We start from the raw sequence: 20,241 nt of genomic DNA on the forward strand, positions 1-20,241 counted from the left end.
CAGAAGGCCCCCGTGGCGGCCGGCCAGTCGGATTTACTTCAGAGCCTTGTAGCGGATCCGGTGCGGCCGGGCTGCTTCCTCGCCCAGGCGCTGGCGCTTGTCGGCCTCGTATTCCTGATAGTTGCCATCGAAGAACACCACCTGGGAATCGCCTTCGAAGGCCAGAATGTGCGTGGCGATCCGGTCCAGGAACCAGCGGTCGTGGCTGATGACCAGCACGCTGCCGGCGAATTCCAGCAAGGCGTCTTCCAGGGCGCGCAAGGTTTCCACGTCCAGATCGTTGGAGGGTTCGTCCAGCAACAGTACGTTGCCGCCCGCAATCAGGGTCTTGGCCAGATGCAGGCGGCCGCGTTCGCCGCCCGAGAGTTTGCCGACCTGCTTGCCCTGATCGGCGCCCTTGAAGTTGAAGCGGCCCAGATAGGCGCGGGAAGGCATCTCGAAGCGGCCGACGGTCAGCAGGTCGGCGCCATCGGAAATGGCGTCGAACACGGTCTTGTCGTCGGGCAGGGAGTCGCGCGACTGGTCCACGTAAGCCAGCTTGACCGTCTGGCCCAGCACGGCCTCGCCGGCGTCCGGGGTTTCCTGACCGGCGATCATGCGAAACAGCGTGGATTTCCCCGCGCCATTGGGGCCGATGATGCCGACGATGGCCCCGGCGGGAACCTTGAAGCTGAGATCGTCGATCAGGAGCCGGTCGCCGAACGATTTGGAGACGTTGCGAAACTCGATGACCTCGTTGCCCAGGCGTTCGGCCACGGGAATGAAGATTTCCTGGGTCTCGTTGCGCTTCTGGTATTCGTGCGACGACAGTTCCTCGAAGCGCGCCAGGCGCGCCTTGGCCTTGGCCTGGCGGCCCTTGGGGTTCTGCCGCACCCATTCCAGTTCTTTCTTGATGGTGCGCTGGCGGGCTGATTCGGCGGATTCCTCGTGCTTCAGGCGGTCTTCTTTCTGTTCCAGCCAGGAACTGTAATTGCCCTTCCAGGGAATGCCGTGCCCCCGGTCCAGCTCCAGGATCCATTCGGCGGCATTGTCCAGGAAGTAGCGATCGTGGGTCACGGCCACGACCGTGCCCGGGAACTGGCGCAGGAAGACTTCCAGCCATTCCACCGATTCGGCGTCCAGGTGGTTGGTGGGCTCGTCCAGCAGCAGCATGTCGGGCTTGGACAAAAGCAGGCGGCACAAAGCCACCCGGCGCTTTTCACCGCCGGACAGTTTGCCGACGATGGCATCCCAGGGCGGCAGGCGCAGGGCATCCGCGGCGATTTCCATCTGGGTTTCGATATCGTCGCTGCCGCTGGTGGCCGCCGCCGCGATGACGGCCTCCAGCTCGGCCTGTTCCGCGGCCAGGGCGTCGAAATCGGCATCCGGCTCGGCATAGGCGGCATAGACCTCGTCCAGCCGCTGGCGGGCCTCGAATACCTGGCCCAGGCCGGCTTCGACGGACTGGCGCACGGTGTGTTCAGGGTCCAATTGCGGTTCCTGGGGCAGATAGCCGATCTGCAGGCCCGCCATGGGGATGGCCTCGCCTTCGATGTCCTTGTCCACCCCGGCCATGATTTTCAGCAGGGTGGATTTGCCGGAACCATTCAGGCCCAGCACGCCGATCTTGGCGCCGGGAAAGAAGGACAGGGAAATATCGCGCAGGATCTGGCGCTTGGGGGGCACGATCTTGCCCACCCGGTTCATGGAATACACGTACTGTGCCATGGCGTCACCGTCAAAGCTCGGGCCGAGGGATTCGGCCCGCATAAAGGGTCGATTGTAGGCCGGACGTCGCGCGGGCATGCAAGTATGCCGTATATGGATGCATGCAGCGGCTGTCGGCCTGCCGGGAGCGGTCCATTGCGCCAGTGTGGGTCCTCTCCATGCCTGCCCCCGCAGGCTCTCCGCAAGAACTCCGATGCAGACCGTACAATGGGCGAAGACCGACTTTCTGAATTCCCGGACCACCACCATGCTGACCTTCACCGCCGCCGAGGCCGATCTGCTGGGCCGCACGGCCGACGCCCTGTGCGCCTACATGGGCAAGCCCGTCATTGCCGAAATCGTCGTGGAAACAGACGAAGGCTTCGAATGGGCGCTGTTCGCCCTGCCCCTGGGCCCCGACGACGAGGTCGAGGGCCGCCCGCGCGTCCAGGCCGGCGGTCCCGGCGCCCGGTTCCTGGGCAACGGCGGCGGGCTGGACCTGAGCGACGGCCAGCCGATCGACTGCGAATTCCTGTGGGCCATCCAGCTGTCCGAACTGGACGGCTGCCGCTACATCAAGGTCGATGCCCAGGGCGAGGAAGCGGGCTGGTCGGACACCTTGTCCGAACTGCTGCCCTTCGAACTGTCGGAGGCCGACCTGCCCGACGACGAGGATGACACCACCGACATCGATGAACCCGATGCCGGCGAAAACGGCGGCGATGAGGACGACATGCCCGGCGCGGGCCGCACCCTGCACTGATCGATGCGCTGAGTCGGCGTCTGCCTCGCGGGTCAGGTCGCCACGGAATGCTTGCTGCGAGCGGCGGCGTCGCGCACGCGATCCCGCGCATACAGGATCACCCCGGCCGGCCACATGGCCACCACCAACAGCCGGGACAGCGGATGGGTCAGGCGCCGCCCTTGGGGCCGGGCCACGCGGCGGGCGCGTAAATGCAGGGCAAACCGGGTATATCGCACGGCCGCCGCCAGGAAGGATGACGGTTGGTAGCGTAACCACGGCAGACAGCATTCCACGGTGTCATAGGACAGCAGCCACAAGCCCAGCGCATGACGGCTGCTGTCGGCCGCCTTCCGCTGGCACGACAGGCCGTCACCACTGTCGTGATAGACCCGGAACACCTGGTTGACGAAGCGCGTCAGATAGCCCGCGCGGGCGATGGAACGCCACACCAGGCTCTCGGGCACGAAGCCCGGGATGTCTTCCGGAAAGGGAAACTGACGCAGGACATCGGTGCGCAGGCAGCCGAATTTTTCCCCCCGCACATGGTAGCGGAACGTCATGTCCAGCGACGTGATGTCCATCACGTCATGGGGATACATGTCCCCCACCACCCGGCCATCCGGCCGGGCGCACAGCCCTGTGATCGCCACGTAGCGGCCGCGCTGGGCCGGGGGCACCTGGTCCCAGACCTGCGCCATCTGATACAAGGCGTTGGGGTCCAGTTCATCGTCGCTGTCGATGGCCACCAGCCATTCGCCCCGGGCTTGGCGCACGCCATTATTGAAGGCTGTTTTCTTATGTTGATTGGGTTGCCAGATGTAACGAATGGGAAAGCTGGCTTCCTCTTGCCACCCCCGCACCAGCGTGCGGGTATGGTCAGTGGATCCGTCGTCCACCACCACCCATTCGAAGTCCTGGAACGACTGTTCCTGCAAAGACAGATAGACGCGTTCCAGCGTGTGCGCCCGGTTGAAAGTGGGGGTGACGACAGAAAATAAATGACGCCAGCAAGCCATGCCGGTGAACTCCTCCTGTCCTCAGGGCTTCATGATAGCGGCAAAAAAAAACCACGGACGACGGTGTCCGTGGTTTCCCCGATGCCGAATTGTATGCAAACAATACGGCAGGTCCGGATGCGTCATCAGACGCGCTTGACCTTTTCCAGCATCTTGAAGACGCCTTTGGGGGCGCGCACGAAAAGACGCTTGAACGCTTTGCCAAGGCAACGGCGTTCGAGCGTATTGCGCCGCGTGCGTTTGATTTCGGCCATGAGAATCTCCTGGGTGTAAGGCGGGCTTGAATGCAAAACACGCCATTTTAGCAAAGTTCCTTGCCTCTGGCCCTGAAGCCGGACCAGCTTCCCGGGCGGGTCTGGTAACACATGCTTCCGATCTGTTGCCGGAACCCGCCGCCGGCCGCCGCGCCGCGGCTGCCCGCAATATCCCCGAGCCCCGCCGGACCACCCTCGCCGCCCGGCCCGGCCGCAGATTATGATGACGTCATGAACGCACCCATCCGCATCTTCGGCGCCCGCCAGAACAACCTGAAAAACCTGGACGTCACCGTCCGCACCGGCGAGCTGCTGGTGGTGACCGGCGTATCCGGCTCGGGCAAATCGTCGCTGGCTTTCGACACCCTCTACGCGGAAGGGCAGCGCCGCTACGTCGAAACCTTTTCGCCCTATGCCCGCCAGTTCCTGGACCGGATGGACAAACCGCAGGTGGACCGCATCGAGGGCATCCTGCCGGCCATCGCCATCGACCAGGTGAACCCGGTGCGCAATTCGCGCAGCACCGTGGGCACCATGACGGAACTGAACGATCACCTGAAGCTGCTGTATGCCCGCGCCGGCCATCTGCATTGCGCCGGCTGCGCCCGCCCCGTCGTGCGCGACAACCCGACCAGCATCCGGCGGCAGCTGGATGCTCTGTGCGCCGCCAGCGACCCTCGTCTGGTCGTCACCTTTCCGATCACGGTCCCGGGCAATTTCACCGAGGACGAGGTGCGCGGCTTCCTGGAACAACAAGGCTACACGCGCGTGCACGAGCCCGCTGCCGGCGCGTCGGGCACGACCGATGCCGCTGCGCAGCCGGCGGCGTCGGCCGCCATCGACCCGCAGGCCGCGAAAGCGTCCCGCCCGGCCAAGAGCAAGGCGGCCGCCGCGGGCCGTCGCCTGCATGTCATCCAGGATCGTTTCCGCCTGGGCAATGCCGAGGCGGCCCGGGTCGACGAGGCCCTGGAAACCGCCCTGCTCCAGGGCAACGGGCGGCTGACGGTCTACGCTCTGTTCGACGACCACGAAGAAGCCTGGCGCTTCAGCGCCGGACTGCACTGCGCCCAGTGCGACATCGAATACAGCACTCCGCTGCCCAGCACCTTCTCGTTCAATTCGCCCTTGGGCGCCTGCGAGGCCTGCAAGGGCTTCGGCCGGGTCATGGGCATCGACTATGGGCTGGTCGTCCCGGACGAGACGCGCAGCCTGCGCGACGGCGCCGTCAAGCCCTGGCAGACCGCCAGCTACAAGGAATGCCAGCAGGAAATGGAGCGCTATGCCGCCAGGATCGGCATCCGCCTGGACACGCCCTGGCGCGACCTGACCGCGGCGGAGAAAACCTGGGTGATCCACGGCGCGCCCGACTGGAAGGGCGGGTCATCCGCCTGGAAGCATCAGTGGTACGGCATCCAGCGCTTTTTCGACTGGCTGGAAACCAAGGCCTACCGCATGCACGTGCGCGTGCTGCTGTCCAAATACCGCAGCTACACCCCCTGCCCGGTGTGCCTGGGCGCCCGCCTGAAAGCCGACGCCACGCTGTGGCGGCTGGGCCGCGACACGGATGCCATACCCGGCTACCCGCGCTTCAAGCCCGCGCACGCCCGCTGGAGCGCCCAGCAGTTGGCCGACCTGCCGGGCCTGGGCCTGCACGACCTGATGCGCCTGCCCATCGAGCGCGTGCGCGACTGGTTCGAACACATCGAACTGGGCCAGGCCCTGGACGAGGCCCTGACCGAACTGCTGGATGAAGTCCGCACCCGGCTGCGCTTCCTGTGCGACGTGGGCCTGGGCTACCTGTCGCTGGACCGCCAGAGCCGCACCTTGTCGGGCGGCGAAGTCCAGCGCATCAACCTGACCACGGCCCTGGGCACATCGCTGGTCAACACGCTGTTCGTGCTGGACGAACCGTCCATCGGCCTGCATCCCCGCGACATCCATCGCATCGTGCAGGTCATGCAGCGGCTGCGCGATCACGGCAACACCCTGGTCGTGGTGGAACACGACCCTCAGGTCATGGTGGCGGCCGACCGCATCCTGGACATCGGCCCCGGCCCCGGCGAACGCGGCGGGCACATTGTCTTCGACGGCACCCCGGCGCAGCTGGCGGCGGCCGACACGCTGACGGGTCGTTATTTCGGCGGCCGCGAGCGCATCGAGGCGCCCCGCCCCATGCCCGTGGCGGACAAGACCCCGCGCCTGTTGCTGCAAGGCGTGCGGGCCAACAACCTGAAGGGCATCGATTTTTCACTACCGCTGGGGCGACTGGTCTGCCTGACCGGGGTGTCGGGATCCGGCAAATCCACGCTGGTGCAGGACGTGCTGCATCCGGCTTTGCTCAAGCGCATGGGCCGCCCGACCGAAGCGCCCGGGGAACACGACGCCCTGCTGGGCGCCGAGCAGATCGCCGACGTCGTCCTGGTGGACCAGACGCCCATCGGCAAGACGGCGCGATCCAACCCGGCCAGCTACGTCGGCGCCTTCGACGCCATCCGCAAACTGTTCGCGGCGGCCCCGCTGTCCCAGGAACGCGGCTACACCGCCGGCACCTTCAGCTTCAACACCGGAGACGGGCGCTGTCCGGGATGCGGCGGCACCGGCTTCGAACACGTGGAAATGCAGTTCCTGTCGGACGTCTACCTGCGCTGCCCGGATTGCAACGGCCGCCGCTTCCGGCCGCAGATCCTGGAAGTGCGCATCGAGCACCTGGGCCGCACCGCGTCCATCGACGAAGTCCTGGACATGACGATCAGCGAGGCCACGGAATTCTTCAAGGGCCTGCGCGACGTGCAATGGGGCCTGGCGCCGCTGGTCGATGTGGGCCTGGAATACGTGCGCCTGGGCCAGCCCGTGCCCACCCTCTCGGGGGGCGAGGCGCAGCGCCTGAAGCTGGCCGGGCATCTGGCGCAGGCTGCCAAATCCCGCGCGCCCCAGGGCATGCTCAAGGGCAGCCTGCTGCTGTTCGACGAACCCACCACCGGCCTGCATTTCGACGACATCGCCCGGCTGATGCGGGCCTTCCGCAAACTGCTGGCGGCCGGGCATTCGCTGCTGATCATCGAACACAACCTGGACGTGATCCGCGCGGCGGACTGGATCATCGACCTGGGGCCGGAAGGCGGCGACCAGGGCGGCCGCATCATGGCGCAGGGCTCGCCCGAGCAACTGATGCAGGAAGCCGGATCCCACACCGGACAGGCCCTGGCCGACTACACCCGCCTGCTCGACAGCCCGGCGCTGATGCTCCAAGAGCCCGCGCCACGGCCGCCGTCGGCATCCGCCAGCGCCGACATCCACATCGTCAATGCCCGCGAACACAACCTGAAAGGCATCGAGGTCCACATCCCGCGCAATGCCTTCACCGTCGTCACGGGGGTGTCCGGCTCGGGCAAGTCCACCCTGGCTTTCGACATCCTGTTCAACGAGGGGCAGCGCCGCTATCTGGAATCCCTGAACGCCTATGCCCGCGCCATCGTGCAGCCGGCAGGCAAGCCCGACGTGGACGCCATCTACGGTATCCCGCCGACCGTGGCCATCGAACAGCGCACCAGCCGGGGCGGGCGCAAGTCCACCGTCGCCACCATGACGGAAATCCACCATTTCCTGCGCCTGCTGTATGTGCGCCTGGGCACGCAGATGTGTCCGGATTGCCAGGTGCCGGTCGCCCCCCAGACGCCGGAGCAGATCGTCGCCCAGTTGCTGCGCGACCACGCGGGCGAGCACATCGGGCTGCTGGCGCCGCTGGTCGTGGCCCGCAAAGGCTATTACACGGACCTGGCGAAATGGGCGGCCTCGCACGGACACACCCATCTGCGCGTGGACGGAGCATTCATCCCGGTCGCCCCCTGGCCGCGCCTGGATCGCTACCAGGAACACACGATCGAGCTGCCGGTGCGCGACCTGATCGTGGACGTCCGCGACGAGGCGGGGCTGCGCGACGCCGTGCGTGCCGCGCTGGCCCTGGGCCACGGCAGTTTCCGCGTCCTGACGGGCCTGACGGCCGCCGGTCCCGCCACGATCGAGGCCCGCCGCGCAGCGGGCCTGGCCCCTCAACCGCTGCTGCTGACCTTCTCCATCAAGCGGGCCTGCCCGAACTGCGGCACCAGCTTCCCCGAACCCGATCCGCGCCTGTTTTCCTACAACTCGCGCCACGGCTGGTGCCCGGGGTGCTTCGGCACCGGCCTGTCCCTGGCGGGCTTCACGGAAGAACAGACCGGCGAGGAATCCGCCTGGCTGGAGTCCAGTCCGGACGACGCCCTGTCTGCCTGCCCCCAATGCCACGGCCAACGGCTCAACCGCGTGGCCCTGGCCTTCCGCTGGCACGATCGTTCCATCGCCGAACTGGCCGCCTTGCCCGTCAGCGACGCCCAGCGCTTTTTCCTGGGCCTGGGCACCCAGGGGCGCGAGGCCGAGATCGCCCGCGATGTCCTGGCGGAGATCCGCGGCCGCCTGGACTTCATGATGGACGTGGGGCTGGGCTACCTGGCCCTGGACCGGGCCGCCCCCACGCTGTCGGGCGGCGAGGCCCAGCGCATCCGCCTGGCGGCCCAGCTGGGGTCGAATCTGCAGGGGGTGTGCTACGTGCTGGACGAGCCCACCATCGGCCTGCACCCGCGCGACAATCGCATCCTGCTGGACGCCTTGAGCCGCCTGGAAGGCAACGGCAATACGCTGGTCGTCGTCGAACACGACGAGGACACCATTCGCCGCGCCGAACATGTGATCGACATCGGCCCCGGGGCCGGGACGCGCGGCGGCATGGTGGTCGCCCAGGGCACGGTGGCCGACATCGCCCGCCATCCGGCGTCGCTGACCGGCCGCTACCTGCGCGAACCGCTGCGCCACCCCATGAACGGCCGACGGGCCGTGGACGCGCAGACCCCGGCCATCGAGATCATCGATGCCAGTCTGCACAACCTGCACCAGGCCCGGGCCCGCATCCCCCTGGGACGCCTGACGGTCGTGACCGGGGTGTCGGGCTCCGGCAAGTCCACCCTGGCCCGCGAAGTGCTGCTGGACAACCTCAGCCGCCGGGTGAACAGCCGCCTGTCCGTCCCCTGGCAGGGTTGCCGCGACATCCGCGGCTGGGAAGCCATAGACCGGGTGCTGGAAGTCGACCAGACGCCCATCGGCAAGACCCCCCGATCCTGCCCCGCCACCTACGTCGGCTTCTGGGACGACATCCGCAAACTCTACGCCAGCACGCGGGAATCCCGCTTGCGCGGCTGGACGGGCTCGCGGTTTTCCTTCAATACAGGCGATGGCCGCTGCCCGGAATGCGAAGGCCAGGGCATGCGCACCATCGAGATGAGCTTCCTGCCGGACGTCAAGGTGCCCTGCGAAGCCTGCCATGGCGCGCGCTTCAACCAGGAAACCCTGGGCGTGCAGTGGAACGGTCGCAGCGCCGGCGACGTGCTGCGCATGGAAGTCGACGACGCCATCGGTCATTTTTCCGCGCACCGCAAGATCGCCCGCGCCTTGCAGTTGATGCAGGACGTCGGCCTGGGCTATCTGACGCTGGGCCAGCCGTCCCCCACGCTGTCGGGCGGCGAGGCCCAGCGCATCAAGCTGGTCACGGAACTGACCAAGGCGCATCTGGACGAGGGCGTGCTGCGCACCGGCCGGGCGTCGCGCGCGCCCCATACCCTGTACGTGCTGGACGAACCCACCGTGGGTTTGTCCACCGCCGACGTGGAAAAACTGATCGGCGTGCTGCACCGTCTGGTCGGCGCCGGGCATACGGTCGTGGTCATCGAACACAATCTGGACATCATGGCCGAAGCCGACTGGATCATCGACCTGGGGCCGGAAGGCGGCGAGCAAGGCGGCCGGGTGGTGGCCCAGGGCAGCCCGGAACATCTGTGCGCAGCGCCCACCCACACAGGCCGCATCCTGGCGGAATTCCTGCAACGGACACCAACCCCAGCATGAATACCCCACCCGTTTGCCTGTTTGAAAACCGCCTGAGCGGCTGGTCGCTGCGCCTGGACGAGCCGATCGACCGGATCGCGGTTCACCGCCGGGCCGACCTGCCGGCGGCCTGGGACGCCATCGAGGCCGCCCGCAAGGCCGGCCGCTGGGTGGCCCTGCTGCTGGATTACGAACTGGGCGCATGGCTGGACGCGGGCCCCGGCGGGTCCGACCCGCACGATCGGGAGCCGGACCCCCTGCCCCGACTGACCGCGCTGGTGTACGCCCGGGCGCAGGAACACGGTCGATGGGAACCGGACAGCCAGCCTGCCCGGTTCCCATCGCGACCCGCCCGCGACACACCGGCCGCGTCGCCCCAACAGCCCGCCGCGCCGGACCTGCGCCTGCGCAGCGGCCGATCACAAGCCGAGCATGCCCGGGCCGTCGCGTCGATCCGCAACGGCATCGCACGCGGCGACTTCTATCAGGTGAACTACACGATTCCCCTGCAACTGGACTGGCCGGCGGCGCTGGCGCCCGCGCAGGTCTACCAGGACCTGATCGCCCGCCATCCCGTTTCCCAGGCGGCCTGCCTGCGCGACGGCGACCGCTGGGTGCTATCGCTCTCGCCCGAATTGTTCGTCGCCCGCCAGGGCGGCCGCCTGCTGACCCGCCCCATGAAGGGCACAGCCCCGCGACACCTTGATCCGACACAGGACCGGCAGGCGGCGGAAGCACTGCTTCACAGCGAAAAGAACCGCGCCGAAAACCTGATGATCGTCGATCTGTTGCGCAACGATCTGGGGCGTCTCGCCACGCCGGGCACTGTGCACGTGCCAGCCCTCTTCAGCCTGGAGGGCTATCCTTCCGTCTGGACTCTGACATCCTCGGTGCAGGCCGAGGCGCCCGACGTACCGTTATCCCGGGTGCTGCATGCCCTGTTTCCGTGCGGGTCGGTGACAGGCGCCCCCAAGATCGCCGCCATGCGGGCCATCCAGGAGCTGGAAAACCGGCGCCGGGGCATCTACTGCGGCAGCGTGGGCTGGCTGGCGCCCAACGGCGATTTTTCCCTGAACGTCGCCATCCGGACCATCGAAGTGCGCGACGGCCAGGCCCGGTTCGGTGTCGGCGGTGGTATCGTTTTCGACTCCAAGGCCGATGAAGAATGGCAGGAATGCCTGTGGAAGGCCAGAATCCTGGACCGCTGGACCCCCTATGACGACGCCACCCGCCCTGATTGAAACCATGCGTCTGGAGCACGGACGGATCGCTCTGTGGCCCGGACACCGGGCGCGGCTGCTGGCCTCGGCCGCCGCGCTGGGCTATCCACTGGACCTCGCCGAGCTGGATGCCCGGGTGTCGGCCGGCATCCGCGCCGCCTCACTGGATGCTCCCGACAGTCGGCCGCCGACTGGCCCCGGGGCCGCCTGGCGCCTCCGTCTGCTGCTGGCGGCCGACGGCCAGATCTCGCTGGCGGCCGCGCCGTTGCCCGAGACTCCCGTGCCGGTCCGCCTGGCCATCGCCGCAGAAGTTCTGGGCGACGCATCCGCGGACGCCACGGCCGAACCCTGCCCGCCGCCTTCCCCCGAGCCCCGGTTCCCGGACGACTTCTGGCGGCGGCACAAGACGACCCGCCGCCCCTGGTTCGACGCCGCCCAACATTGGCTGCAGGCCCATACGGACTACTTCGATCTGGTGTTCGGCGACGCATCGGCCCTCCTGTGCGAAGGCAGCCGCTGCAATCTTTATGTCCGCGACCCCCAGGGCCGCTGGTTGACACCCACCGCAAACGGCGGCCTGCTGCCCGGCGTCCAGCGCCAGTGGCTGCTGGATCAGGGCCTGGTCAGCGAAGCGGACCTGAGCCTGGCCGACCTGCGCGCAGCGCCCGCCCTGCGGGTGTCGAACGCCCTGCGCGGCTGGCTGGATGCGCGACTGGATCAGGAAACCCGACACTGGGTGGAAACACAGGCTGGTGACATGCACAGCTTTACCCCACGAGCATGATCCTTTAGAATCGGACGGTTGCCCCGCAGGGTGGGCAAATTTTTCAACCCTCAGGCGTTCACTGGCCTTCCCAGGCCGCACGCCGAAGACAGAACTCAAGAACCCATGCCACCGCCACATTCCGCCTGCGCACTTCCATTCCAGCCCACCCCATTCGTGGCGCGTCTTTTGAAACTGGCTTTGTGCGCCAGCGCAGTGGCCCTGGCAGGATGCGCCACCCAGCCCCGCCAGACGGCGGACGCCAGTTCCAACCACCTGCTGCGCGACAGCTACCTGCTCAGCACCCAATCCGATCCCCTCGGCGCCTGGCTGGACAGCAAGGACCAGCTGGCCATCGACTATCCGCAGTCCGAGGCGCCCTCCAGCCAGGTACCCAAGACCCTGGCCGCCACGGCCCTTAAGTTCCTGGGGGTCAAGTATCGCTATGGCGGGGATGCGCCCGGCGAAGGCTTCGATTGCAGCGGCCTGGTGGCCTACGCGGCGGAAAAATCCCTGGGTTTGAAGCTGCCGCGCACCGCCAGCAGCCAGGCCCAGGAGGGCATCTCGGTCAATCGCGGCGAACTGCGCCGCGGCGACCTGGTGTTCTTCAATACCCTGGGCCGCCGCTTTTCGCATGTCGGCATCTATCTGGGCAACCACAAGTTCGTGCACGCGCCGCGCACCGGCGCGGCCATCCGCGTCGAGAGCATGGACGTGGCCTACTGGCGCAAGCGCTACAACGGCGCCCGCCGCCTGAAGGTCCAACCCGAAACCGCGCAGCGCTGACGCCCCCGGGGACAGGGGCCCGCAGCCTCCTCCGATCCCGCAGCCTCAGTTCAGACGCACTCCGGCCGATACGACCGCCCCGGCATTCTGCCGCAAAGGACACGCCTTGCAGTAGCCGCACTGGTCCAGAGCCTGCTGCATGCTGCACACGGATCTTCGGCAGGTCAGCACACGCACCCCGGCTCGCTGGGCGGCCGCCCGGAACGTCTTCATGACGTTGTGCCCCAGGAAATCCGTCAACAGGATCACCAGGTCCGTTCCCGACGGCAAGGCCGGCGCTTTTTTCTGATGAGAGGGATCCCGGCCGCTGATGTGGTGCCGGATCGCAATATTGTGGTCGCGCAGCAGATCCGGAATATTGCCCAGACGGTCCGCGCCGACGATCAATGCACTGACTTGAGACTGCGCCATGTGAGTGGCTCCTGGAAAAGGAACAGGAAGAAACGGGCTTCTTCCAATGAACATAAATAATAATCATTCTTATTCAAGAATGCAATTTTCACATGCCACAAAACGTCTCCGCCGTCGCGACGGCCTCAGAGAATTACGCCCTATTTGAAAGCAGGTTGCGGTGATTTTCAGCCGATGGTCAGGGATCATTCAGACGTTTGTTACGTTACAAAGCGCACAATGGAACGCAAGATAATCCTTAGGAGACTGTTCCATGCATACGCTATTTCGGCAAGGCCTGCCCTGCGCAGCCGTGGCGCTGGCCCTGGGCCTGGCCAGCGGCGCCAGCCAGGCGGCGGACGACCAGATTCTGCTGGGCGCATCCGTCCAGTTGACGGGCCCGGTCGCCAATACCGGCCGGTATTACAACGATGCCTACAAGCTGGCCATTGATCAGATCAACCGCAAGGGCGGCGTGACCGTCGGCGGCAAAAAATATACCCTGGCCCTGAAAATCTACGACAACCAGTCCGACGTCAACCTGAGCGTGCGCCAATACACGCAACTGGTCTCCCAGGACAAGGTCAACTTCCTGTTGGGACCGTTCGCCAGCAACTTCGCCCTGGCGGACTCGGCCGTCTCGGAAAAGTACCAGGTTCCCATGGTCCAGGGCGGCGGCGCATCGGACCAGATCTTCTCGCGGGGCTTCAAGTACGTCTTCGGCACCCTGGCGCCGGCCAGCGACTATTTCGGCAGCACGATCAAGATGTTCAAGCAACTCAAGCCTGAACCCGCGAAGGTCGCCCTGCTGTACGCGGATGACGCTTTTGACGTTTCCGTCGCCAAGGGCACCCGGCCGCTGCTGAAGGAAGCGGGCGCCGACACCGTGCTGGACGAACGCTACAGCTCCAATGCCAGCGACTTCAACACCCTGCTGTCGCAGATCAAGTCCAAGCAGGCGGACGCCGTGCTGGTCGCCGGTCACGAAACCGAGATCCTGAACTTCATCCGCCAGGCCAAGAGCCTGGACGTTTCGCCGAAGTTCTATTCCTTTACCGTGGGCGTGCCCAGCGAGGACTTCCGCAAGGCCCTGGGCAAGGACGCCGAATATGCCTTCGGCATGACGGCCTGGCTGCCCAGCGAAACCCTGAAGGACGAATGGTTCGGCGACGCATCCCAGTTCGCCAAATCCTGGGGCGCGCAATACCGCTACGAGCCGGACTATCACGCCGCATCCGGCGTGGCCGATGTCGAAGCGCTGGTCAAGGCCATCGAAAAGGCCGGCACGCTGGATCCGAAGGCCGTCCGCAACGCGCTGGCCGCCAGTGACTTCAACAGCCTGTACGGCCACATCAAGTTCGCCGACAACGGCCAGATCCATCTGGACCAGACCGTGATCCAGGTGCAGAACGGCAAGCCGGTCGCGGTGTTCGACGGGGACAAATTCATGACCCAGCCGAAATACCCGATGCCGGACTGGTCGAAGCGCTGATCCACCCCGAACCCCCGGAGCACCCGTCTTGGATCTTCTGCTGCAAGTCCTCATCAACGGCATCCTGCAGGGCGGGCTGTACGCCATCGTGGCGCTCGGCCTGGCCCTGGTCTGGGGGGTGCTCAATATCGTCAACCTCTCGCATGGCGCCTTCATCATGCTGGGCGCCTACATTTCCTGGTACAGCTTCCAGTGGCTGCACCTGGACCCCTTCCTGGGGCTGCCGCTGACGGCGGTCCTGATGTTCTTCGTGGGCTACGCCGTCCAGCGCGGCATCCTGAACCTGATCGTGCGCGCGCCCATGTTCAACACGCTGCTGATCACTTTCGGGCTGGAAGTCGTGCTGACGTATCTCGCCCAACTGGTGTTCTCCGCCGATTTCCGCACCATCAACCCCGCCTACTCCGGCCAGAACATCACCCTGGCGGGCCTCACCATCCCGCTGGTGCGGCTGGCGGCCTGCATCATGGCCATCGCCCTGACCCTGATCATGTGGTATTTCCTGCTGCGGACCCGGCTTGGCCGGGCCATCCGGGCCACGGCGCAGAACCTGTCCGCCGCGCGCCTGTATGGCGTCGAACCACGCCATCTTTACGCCGTCACCTTCGGGCTGGGCCTGGCGCTGGCCGGCGCAGCCGGCGGCCTGTACGGCACCGTCTCGCAGATCAACCCCTACATCGGCGCCACCTTGACCGCCAAATCCTTCGCCATCGCCATCATCGGCGGTCTTGACACGCCGTTGGGCGTGATCGCCGGCGGCCTGATCCTGGGCCTGATCGAATCCCTCGCCACGCTGTACATCGGCCCCACCTACGCGGACGTCGCCAGCTTCGGCGTGCTGATCCTGGTGCTGATCGTGCGGCCCACCGGCCTGCTGGGGAGAACCGCATGAAAATCTGGCGCCCCATCCTGATCGTCGCGGCGCTGGTCGCCCTGGCCCTGCTGCCCTGGTACGGATCCGACACCCTGGTCCAGTTCGGCATCAGCACTCTGCTGCTGGCCGTGCTGGCGCAGGGCTGGAACATCATCGGCGGTTATACCGGCTACCCATCCTTCGGCAATTCCGTGTTCTATGGCCTGGGCGCCTATGGCGTGGGCATCGCCATGGTGCAGTGGCAACTGCCCTTTGCCGTGGGCATGGCCTTCGGCGTCGTGCTGGCCGTGATCTTCGCCTTCCTGCTGGGCATCCCGGTGCTGCGCCTGAAGGGTCACTATTTCGCCATCGCCACCCTGGCCCTGGCGCAGATCATGGCGGCCATCGTCTCGAATGTGCCGCTGGCCGGACAGAACATCGGCCTGGTGCTGCCGCCGCTGAACGATGACCGCATGTTCTATGAACTGTCGCTCATCCTGCTGCTGGCCGCGACCCTGACTGTCTGGTGGCTGACCCGCAGCCGCTTTGGCTTCGGCCTGATCGCCATCCGCGAAAACGAGGAAGGCGCCGTCGTCATGGGGGTGGACACCACCCGCTACAAGGTCCTGGCCTTCGCCCTGGCCGGGGTGTTCAGCGCCCTGGCCGGCGGCATCCAGGCCTACTGGATCACCTTCCTGGACCCGGGCAGCGCATTCGACATCACACTGAACGTCAAGATGATCATCATGGCGGTATTCGGCGGCCCCGGCACGATCCTGGGACCGATCGTCGGGTCCTTCATCCTGTCGGCCATCTCCGAACTGCTGTCCAGCGAGGTCACCAGCATCGCGGGTCTGTTCTTCGGCATCGTCATCGTCGTCGCCGTCGTGCTGATGCCGCGCGGACTGGCCGACGTGGTACGGCGCTTTCACCGCCTGGGATGGCGCTATTTCATCGACAACATCCGGACCAACCGCATATGAGCCCGATTCTAGAAGCCCGCCAGCTCACGCGCCGTTTCTCGGGGTTGGTGGCGGTCCACGACGTCAGCTTTTCCCTGTCGCCCGGTGAAATACTGGGCTTCATCGGCCCCAATGGGGCCGGCAAGACCACGCTCATCAGCCTGCTCAGCGGCACGCTGAATCCCACCGAGGGCGAGGTCTGGTTCGACGGGCGACGCATCGACCGCATGGCCGCATTCCGCCGCGCGCGCCTGGGCATCGGGCGCACCTTCCAGATCATGCAGCCCTTCCCGGGCCTGTCCGTTCTGGACAACGTCGCCGTCGGCGCCCTGTTCGGGCGCGGCCAGGGAGAAGCGAAACTGTCCAGGGCCCGCGAAAGCGCCCGCGAATGTCTGCAGTTCGTCGGCCTGGGCAAGCACGTGGATCACCGCGCCGAGGACCTGGGCGGGCCGGACCGCAAGCGCCTGGAACTGGCCAAGGCCCTGGCCATGCAGCCGCGCGTGCTGCTGTGCGACGAAGTCATGGCCGGTCTGAACCTGGTGGAGATCGACGAAGTCATCGACATCATCCGCAAGGTGCGCGACACCGGGATCAGCATCATCGTCATCGAGCACGTGATCAAGGCCATCCGCAATCTGTCGGACCGCATCATGGTGCTGCACCACGGCGAAAAGATCGCCGATGGGGCGCCCGACAGCGTCCTGAGCGACCCGCGCGTGGTCGAAGCCTATCTGGGGAAAAAACGCACATGAGTTCCGCTCCTTCGACACGCACGCCGCTGCTGCAGATCCACAATCTGTCCGCCGGCTACGGACTGGTACAGGTGCTGCACGACATCACCCTGGAAGTGCGCGAGGCCGAATTCCTGGCCCTGGTCGGCAGCAATGGCGCGGGCAAGACCACCTTGCTGCGGGTCCTGTCCGGCCTGCTCCCCAGCCAATCAGGCCGCATCACATGGGCCGGCGCGGAGATCCAGGGCAACACGCCCGACCAGATCTTCCGGCAGGGGATCGTTCAGGTCCCCGAAGGCCGCCAGCTCTTTCCCCGCATGTCGGTGCAGGACAATCTGCTGATGGGCGCCTACCGGCGCGCGGATGCGGCGGCGATCCGCACCGATCTGGAGCAGGTGTACACCCAGTTCCCGCGCATGGCCGAGCGCCGCCGGCAACTGGCCGGCAGCATGTCGGGCGGCGAACAGCAGATGTGCGCCATGGCCCGCGCCCTGATGGCGCGCCCGCGCCTGCTGCTGGTGGATGAAATGAGTCTGGGCCTGGCGCCCATCGTCGTCGATCAGTTGATGGACAGCCTGGCGAGCATCCGCGACCAGGGCGTCACGGTGCTCCTGGTCGAACAGGACATCCATCTGGCCCTGGCGGCGGCCGATCGCGCCTACGTGCTGGAAACCGGCCATATCGTCCAGGAAGGTCCGGCCCGCGAGCTGATCGAGGACCCGGAGCTGAAACGGGCGTATCTGGGCGTATAGCGGTCGCCCGGCCGATCAGGCGACTTCGCGCACGGCCGGGGCCGGCTGCGCGATCGCCTCGGACACCCGGTCGCGGGTCAGTTCGGGGGCCAGCATCTCCATCAGCACGTACACGAAGTCACGCAGAAAGACGCCGCGCTTGATGGCGACGCTGGTGGTGTGCTTGCCGAACAGATGGCCGGCCGGCAGCCCCACCAGGCCTTTATCGCGCCGGGGGTCGAACGCCACGCCGGCGATGATGCCGATGCCCAGGCCGATGTCGGCATATGTCTTGACCACGTCCGCGTCGATGGCTTCCAGCACGATATCGGGCGTGATGCCCGCCTGCTCGAAAGCGGCATCGATGGCGCGGCGCCCCGAAAAGGCCCGGTCGTAGGTGACGATGGGATATTGGGCCAGATGTTCGAGCGACAGATTGCGGGCCGCGCTGGACGTCAGGCCGGTCAGGGGGTGATCGGGCGGCACCACCAGCGTGTGTTCCCAGGAATACACCGGCAAGGCCACCAGGCCCGGCGTATCGGCCAGGGTTTCGGTGGCGATGGCCAGATCGGCCTGCTCATGCAGCACCAGACGGGCCAGATGCTCGGGGTTGCCCTCGGCCAGCGAGACGTGCACTTTCGGAAACCGGGCCCGGAAGGCCGGAATCACGCGCGGCAACAGATAACGGGCCTGCGTGTGGGTGCAGGCGATCACCAGCGCGCCTTCGTCGCGCTGGGCGAACTCATCGCTGACCTTTTTCAGATTGTCCACCTCGCGCATGATGCGGTCGATGACGGTGGACACGGCCTGGCCCGGCTTGGTCAGGCCCTTCAGGCGCTTGCCATGGCGCTCGAAGATCTTGATGCCCAGTTCATCCTCGAATTCGATGATGGCCTTCGATACCCCGGGCTGCGAGGTATACAGGGCCCGGGCGGCTTCAGTCAGGTTGAAGCCGCGGCGGATGGTTTCGCGGACAAAACGGAATTGCTGAAGATTCATATGCCATGGCCCTGTAGGAACAGCCATTATATGGAATATGAAACGCGCTTTATATTATTTTTTGTTATTTGTTTAGTCGGCTGAATGGAAACGCGGCAGGGCGCCGGGCGGCCTTTCGACCGCACCGGCGCCCTGCCGTTCCAGACCCGATGGTCCGCCCGCGTCACCGCATGGCGATCGTCGTATTCACGTCCGTGGGGTGCGCCTGCCAACGCGCCGTGATGGTCTTGGTCTGCGTCCAGAAATAGATGGACTGACGGCCGTTGGGCCCCAGATCGCCGAGTTTCGAAGCCCTCGACCCCGTGAAGCTGAACCAGGCCACCGGCACCGGGATGGGGATATTGATGCCCACCTGGCCGACGTCGATGTTGTTCTGGAAATAACGGGCATGCCCGCCATCCTGGGTGAAGATCGACGTGCCGTTGCCATTGGGGTTGGCATTGACGAATTCGACGGCCTCTTCCAGGGTATCGACCAGGACCACGGACAGCACCGGCCCGAAGACTTCTTCTTCGTAGATGCTCATGCCGGCCTTGACCTTGCTGAACACGGTGGGACCGACGAAATTACCCTGCTCGTAGCCTGCGACCTTGATGCCGCGCCCATCCAGCAGCAATTCCGCGCCTTCGTCCACGCCTTTCTGGATGAAGCCCTCGACGCGTTTTTTGGCGGCGGGCGAAATCAGGGGGCCCAGATCCGCCTTGCGGTCGGTGCCGATATTGACCTTCAGTTTCTTGGCCCGCTCGACGAAGTCCGGCAGCCATTTCTGCGCCTCGCCGACCAGCACCAGCACGGAAATCGCCATGCAGCGTTCGCCGGCCGCGCCGAAGGCGGCCCCCAGCATGGAATTCAGGGCGGCCTCGCGATCGGCGTCCGGCATGATGATGCTGTGGTTCTTGGCGCCCATCATGGCCTGGCAGCGTTTGCCGGCATTGGACGAGCGGCGATAGATTTCCGTGCCTACCCGCGTCGAGCCGATGAAGGACACGGCCTTGATGTCGGGGTGATCGCACAATGCGCCGGCCACATCCGGGCCGCCATGCACGACGTTCAGCACGCCGGGGGGCAAGCCGGCTTCCAGGGCCAGTTGCGCCACCATCAACGAGGCGGTCGGGTCCTGCTCGGAGGGCTTGTACACGAAGGTATTGCCCATGGTGACGGCGATCGGGAACATCCAGCAGGGCAGCATCACGGGGAAATTGAACGCCGTGATCCCGGCGCAGACGCCCAGCGGCTGCAGGATGTTGTAGACATCGATGCCGGTGGCCGCGTTTTCCGCGTAATCGCCCAGTTGCAGCACATTGGCCGACACGGCGTGTTCCACGCCTTCCAGGCCGCGGGCAACCTCGCCTTCGGCGTCGGGGATGGTCTTGCCGTGTTCACGGGACAGGACTTCCGCGATCTTGCCGGTGTTGTCCCGCAGCAGGCGGGCCAGGTCGGTCATGATCTGCCGGCGCTTGGCCTGGCTGACGTTGCGCCAGGTCTTGAAGGCTTCTTTCGAGTTGGCGATGGCCCGCTCGACTTCGGCCGGCGTGGCGAAGGGCACCCGCGCCACCACTTCCTGGGTGGCCGGATTGATGACGTCCCGCCATTCTTTGGTTTCGGACTGGACCAGTTTCCCGTCGATCAGTAGCGGGACGCGTGGAATATCGCTCATGCAAGTCTCCTTGTTGAAATCGGATGGATTCCGCAGGGCGGGCTAC

Annotated in this window: 16 protein-coding genes; 10 read left to right on the plus strand and 6 right to left on the minus strand. The window is 66.0% G+C overall.

Annotated features, from left to right (window positions below):
* Nucleotides 1-33 precede the first annotated feature (33 nt).
* Entirely contained in the window at nt 34-1,707 is a 1,674-nt protein-coding gene (gene ettA / locus WBG56_RS05220) for an energy-dependent translational throttle protein EttA (protein WP_424265951.1), read from the minus strand.
* Nucleotides 1,708-1,900: 193 nt separating this feature from the next.
* Between ettA and WBG56_RS05225 the strand changes: the two genes are divergently transcribed.
* Entirely contained in the window at nt 1,901-2,449 is a 549-nt protein-coding gene (locus WBG56_RS05225) for a hypothetical protein (protein ID WP_424265953.1), read from the plus strand.
* Between the two features lie 32 nt (nt 2,450-2,481).
* On the opposite strand, the gene WBG56_RS05230 is transcribed toward WBG56_RS05225, so the two are convergent.
* Both WBG56_RS05230 and WBG56_RS05235 read right to left on the minus strand, forming a co-directional pair.
* Nucleotides 2,482-3,447 (minus strand): glycosyltransferase family 2 protein, encoded by a 966-nt coding sequence (locus WBG56_RS05230; protein ID WP_424265955.1) that lies wholly within the window; start codon nt 3,445-3,447, stop codon nt 2,482-2,484.
* Nucleotides 3,448-3,572: 125 nt separating this feature from the next.
* On the minus strand, nt 3,573-3,701 hold the full coding sequence (locus WBG56_RS05235) for a hypothetical protein (protein WP_003803595.1): 129 nt from the start codon (nt 3,699-3,701) through the stop codon (nt 3,573-3,575).
* A 231-nt stretch (nt 3,702-3,932) separates the two neighbouring features.
* On the opposite strand from WBG56_RS05235, the gene uvrA reads away from it, so the two are divergent.
* The 4 genes from uvrA (at nt 3,933) to WBG56_RS05255 (ending at nt 12,380) form a co-directional block, all read left to right on the plus strand.
* A complete protein-coding gene (uvrA, locus tag WBG56_RS05240; RefSeq protein WP_424265957.1) occupies nt 3,933-9,632 on the plus strand; it encodes an excinuclease ABC subunit UvrA in 5,700 nt (1,899 codons plus the stop codon).
* Entirely contained in the window at nt 9,629-10,852 is a 1,224-nt protein-coding gene (gene pabB, locus WBG56_RS05245; RefSeq protein ID WP_424265959.1) for an aminodeoxychorismate synthase component I, read from the plus strand. Before uvrA ends, pabB begins: the two co-directional genes overlap by 4 nt.
* Nucleotides 10,827-11,615 carry an aminotransferase class IV gene (locus WBG56_RS05250; protein WP_424265961.1) on the plus strand — a complete coding sequence of 263 codons (789 nt, stop codon included), beginning with the start codon at nt 10,827-10,829 and terminating at the stop codon, nt 11,613-11,615. Before pabB ends, WBG56_RS05250 begins: the two co-directional genes overlap by 26 nt.
* A gap of 156 nt (nt 11,616-11,771) precedes the next feature.
* Nucleotides 11,772-12,380 carry a C40 family peptidase gene (locus WBG56_RS05255; protein ID WP_424265963.1) on the plus strand — a complete coding sequence of 203 codons (609 nt, stop codon included), beginning with the start codon at nt 11,772-11,774 and terminating at the stop codon, nt 12,378-12,380.
* Nucleotides 12,381-12,425: 45 nt separating this feature from the next.
* Here WBG56_RS05255 and WBG56_RS05260 read toward each other — a convergent pair whose 3' ends face one another.
* A complete protein-coding gene (locus tag WBG56_RS05260) occupies nt 12,426-12,791 on the minus strand; it encodes a DUF2325 domain-containing protein (protein ID WP_424265965.1) in 366 nt (121 codons plus the stop codon).
* A gap of 253 nt (nt 12,792-13,044) precedes the next feature.
* Between WBG56_RS05260 and WBG56_RS05265 the strand changes: the two genes are divergently transcribed.
* The 5 genes from WBG56_RS05265 to WBG56_RS05285 are packed head-to-tail and all read left to right on the plus strand — an operon-like array spanning nt 13,045 to nt 17,560.
* Entirely contained in the window at nt 13,045-14,262 is a 1,218-nt protein-coding gene (locus WBG56_RS05265; RefSeq protein WP_424265967.1) for an amino acid ABC transporter substrate-binding protein, read from the plus strand.
* Nucleotides 14,263-14,290: 28 nt separating this feature from the next.
* Nucleotides 14,291-15,154 (plus strand): branched-chain amino acid ABC transporter permease, encoded by an 864-nt coding sequence (locus tag WBG56_RS05270; RefSeq protein WP_424265969.1) that lies wholly within the window; start codon nt 14,291-14,293, stop codon nt 15,152-15,154.
* Entirely contained in the window at nt 15,151-16,098 is a 948-nt protein-coding gene (locus WBG56_RS05275) for a branched-chain amino acid ABC transporter permease (protein ID WP_424265971.1), read from the plus strand. The genes WBG56_RS05270 and WBG56_RS05275 overlap by 4 nt, the downstream gene beginning before the upstream one ends.
* Complete coding sequence (locus tag WBG56_RS05280; protein ID WP_424265973.1) at nt 16,095-16,829, plus strand: ABC transporter ATP-binding protein; 735 nt, start codon at nt 16,095-16,097, stop codon at nt 16,827-16,829. The genes WBG56_RS05275 and WBG56_RS05280 overlap by 4 nt, the downstream gene beginning before the upstream one ends.
* Nucleotides 16,826-17,560, plus strand: coding sequence for an ABC transporter ATP-binding protein (locus tag WBG56_RS05285; protein WP_424265975.1), 735 nt, complete (start codon nt 16,826-16,828; stop codon nt 17,558-17,560). Before WBG56_RS05280 ends, WBG56_RS05285 begins: the two co-directional genes overlap by 4 nt.
* Before the next feature lie 15 nt (nt 17,561-17,575).
* Here the strand turns inward: WBG56_RS05285 and WBG56_RS05290 are convergent, their stop codons facing one another.
* Both WBG56_RS05290 and WBG56_RS05295 read right to left on the minus strand, forming a co-directional pair.
* A complete protein-coding gene (locus WBG56_RS05290; RefSeq protein ID WP_424265977.1) occupies nt 17,576-18,538 on the minus strand; it encodes a CysB family HTH-type transcriptional regulator in 963 nt (320 codons plus the stop codon).
* Between the two features lie 163 nt (nt 18,539-18,701).
* Nucleotides 18,702-20,195 (minus strand): CoA-acylating methylmalonate-semialdehyde dehydrogenase, encoded by a 1,494-nt coding sequence (locus tag WBG56_RS05295; RefSeq protein WP_424265979.1) that lies wholly within the window; start codon nt 20,193-20,195, stop codon nt 18,702-18,704.
* Between the last annotated feature and the right edge of the window lie 46 nt (nt 20,196-20,241).

Origin of the sequence: Castellaniella sp. (assembly GCF_049671645.1) — a bacterium.
In the GTDB taxonomy this organism is placed as follows: Bacteria; Pseudomonadota; Gammaproteobacteria; order Burkholderiales; family Burkholderiaceae_B; genus Castellaniella.

Bases quoted from the DNA above. Each gene is read 5' to 3' on its own strand.
- WBG56_RS05250 (WP_424265961.1), top strand. From the start codon at position 10,827: ATGACGACGCCACCCGCCCTGATTGAAACCATGCGTCTGGAGCACGGA.
- WBG56_RS05280 (WP_424265973.1), top strand. From the start codon at position 16,095: ATGAGCCCGATTCTAGAAGCCCGCCAGCTCACGCGCCGTTTCTCGGGG.
- WBG56_RS05265 (WP_424265967.1), top strand. From the start codon at position 13,045: ATGCATACGCTATTTCGGCAAGGCCTGCCCTGCGCAGCCGTGGCGCTG.
- WBG56_RS05275 (WP_424265971.1), top strand. From the start codon at position 15,151: ATGAAAATCTGGCGCCCCATCCTGATCGTCGCGGCGCTGGTCGCCCTG.
- WBG56_RS05225 (WP_424265953.1), top strand. From the start codon at position 1,901: ATGCAGACCGTACAATGGGCGAAGACCGACTTTCTGAATTCCCGGACC.
- WBG56_RS05260 (WP_424265965.1), bottom strand. From the start codon at position 12,791: ATGGCGCAGTCTCAAGTCAGTGCATTGATCGTCGGCGCGGACCGTCTG.
- uvrA (WP_424265957.1), top strand. From the start codon at position 3,933: ATGAACGCACCCATCCGCATCTTCGGCGCCCGCCAGAACAACCTGAAA.
- WBG56_RS05235 (WP_003803595.1), bottom strand. From the start codon at position 3,701: ATGGCCGAAATCAAACGCACGCGGCGCAATACGCTCGAACGCCGTTGC.
- WBG56_RS05295 (WP_424265979.1), bottom strand. From the start codon at position 20,195: ATGAGCGATATTCCACGCGTCCCGCTACTGATCGACGGGAAACTGGTC.
- WBG56_RS05290 (WP_424265977.1), bottom strand. From the start codon at position 18,538: ATGAATCTTCAGCAATTCCGTTTTGTCCGCGAAACCATCCGCCGCGGC.
- WBG56_RS05285 (WP_424265975.1), top strand. From the start codon at position 16,826: ATGAGTTCCGCTCCTTCGACACGCACGCCGCTGCTGCAGATCCACAAT.
- pabB (WP_424265959.1), top strand. From the start codon at position 9,629: ATGAATACCCCACCCGTTTGCCTGTTTGAAAACCGCCTGAGCGGCTGG.
- WBG56_RS05230 (WP_424265955.1), bottom strand. From the start codon at position 3,447: ATGGCTTGCTGGCGTCATTTATTTTCTGTCGTCACCCCCACTTTCAAC.
- ettA (WP_424265951.1), bottom strand. From the start codon at position 1,707: ATGGCACAGTACGTGTATTCCATGAACCGGGTGGGCAAGATCGTGCCC.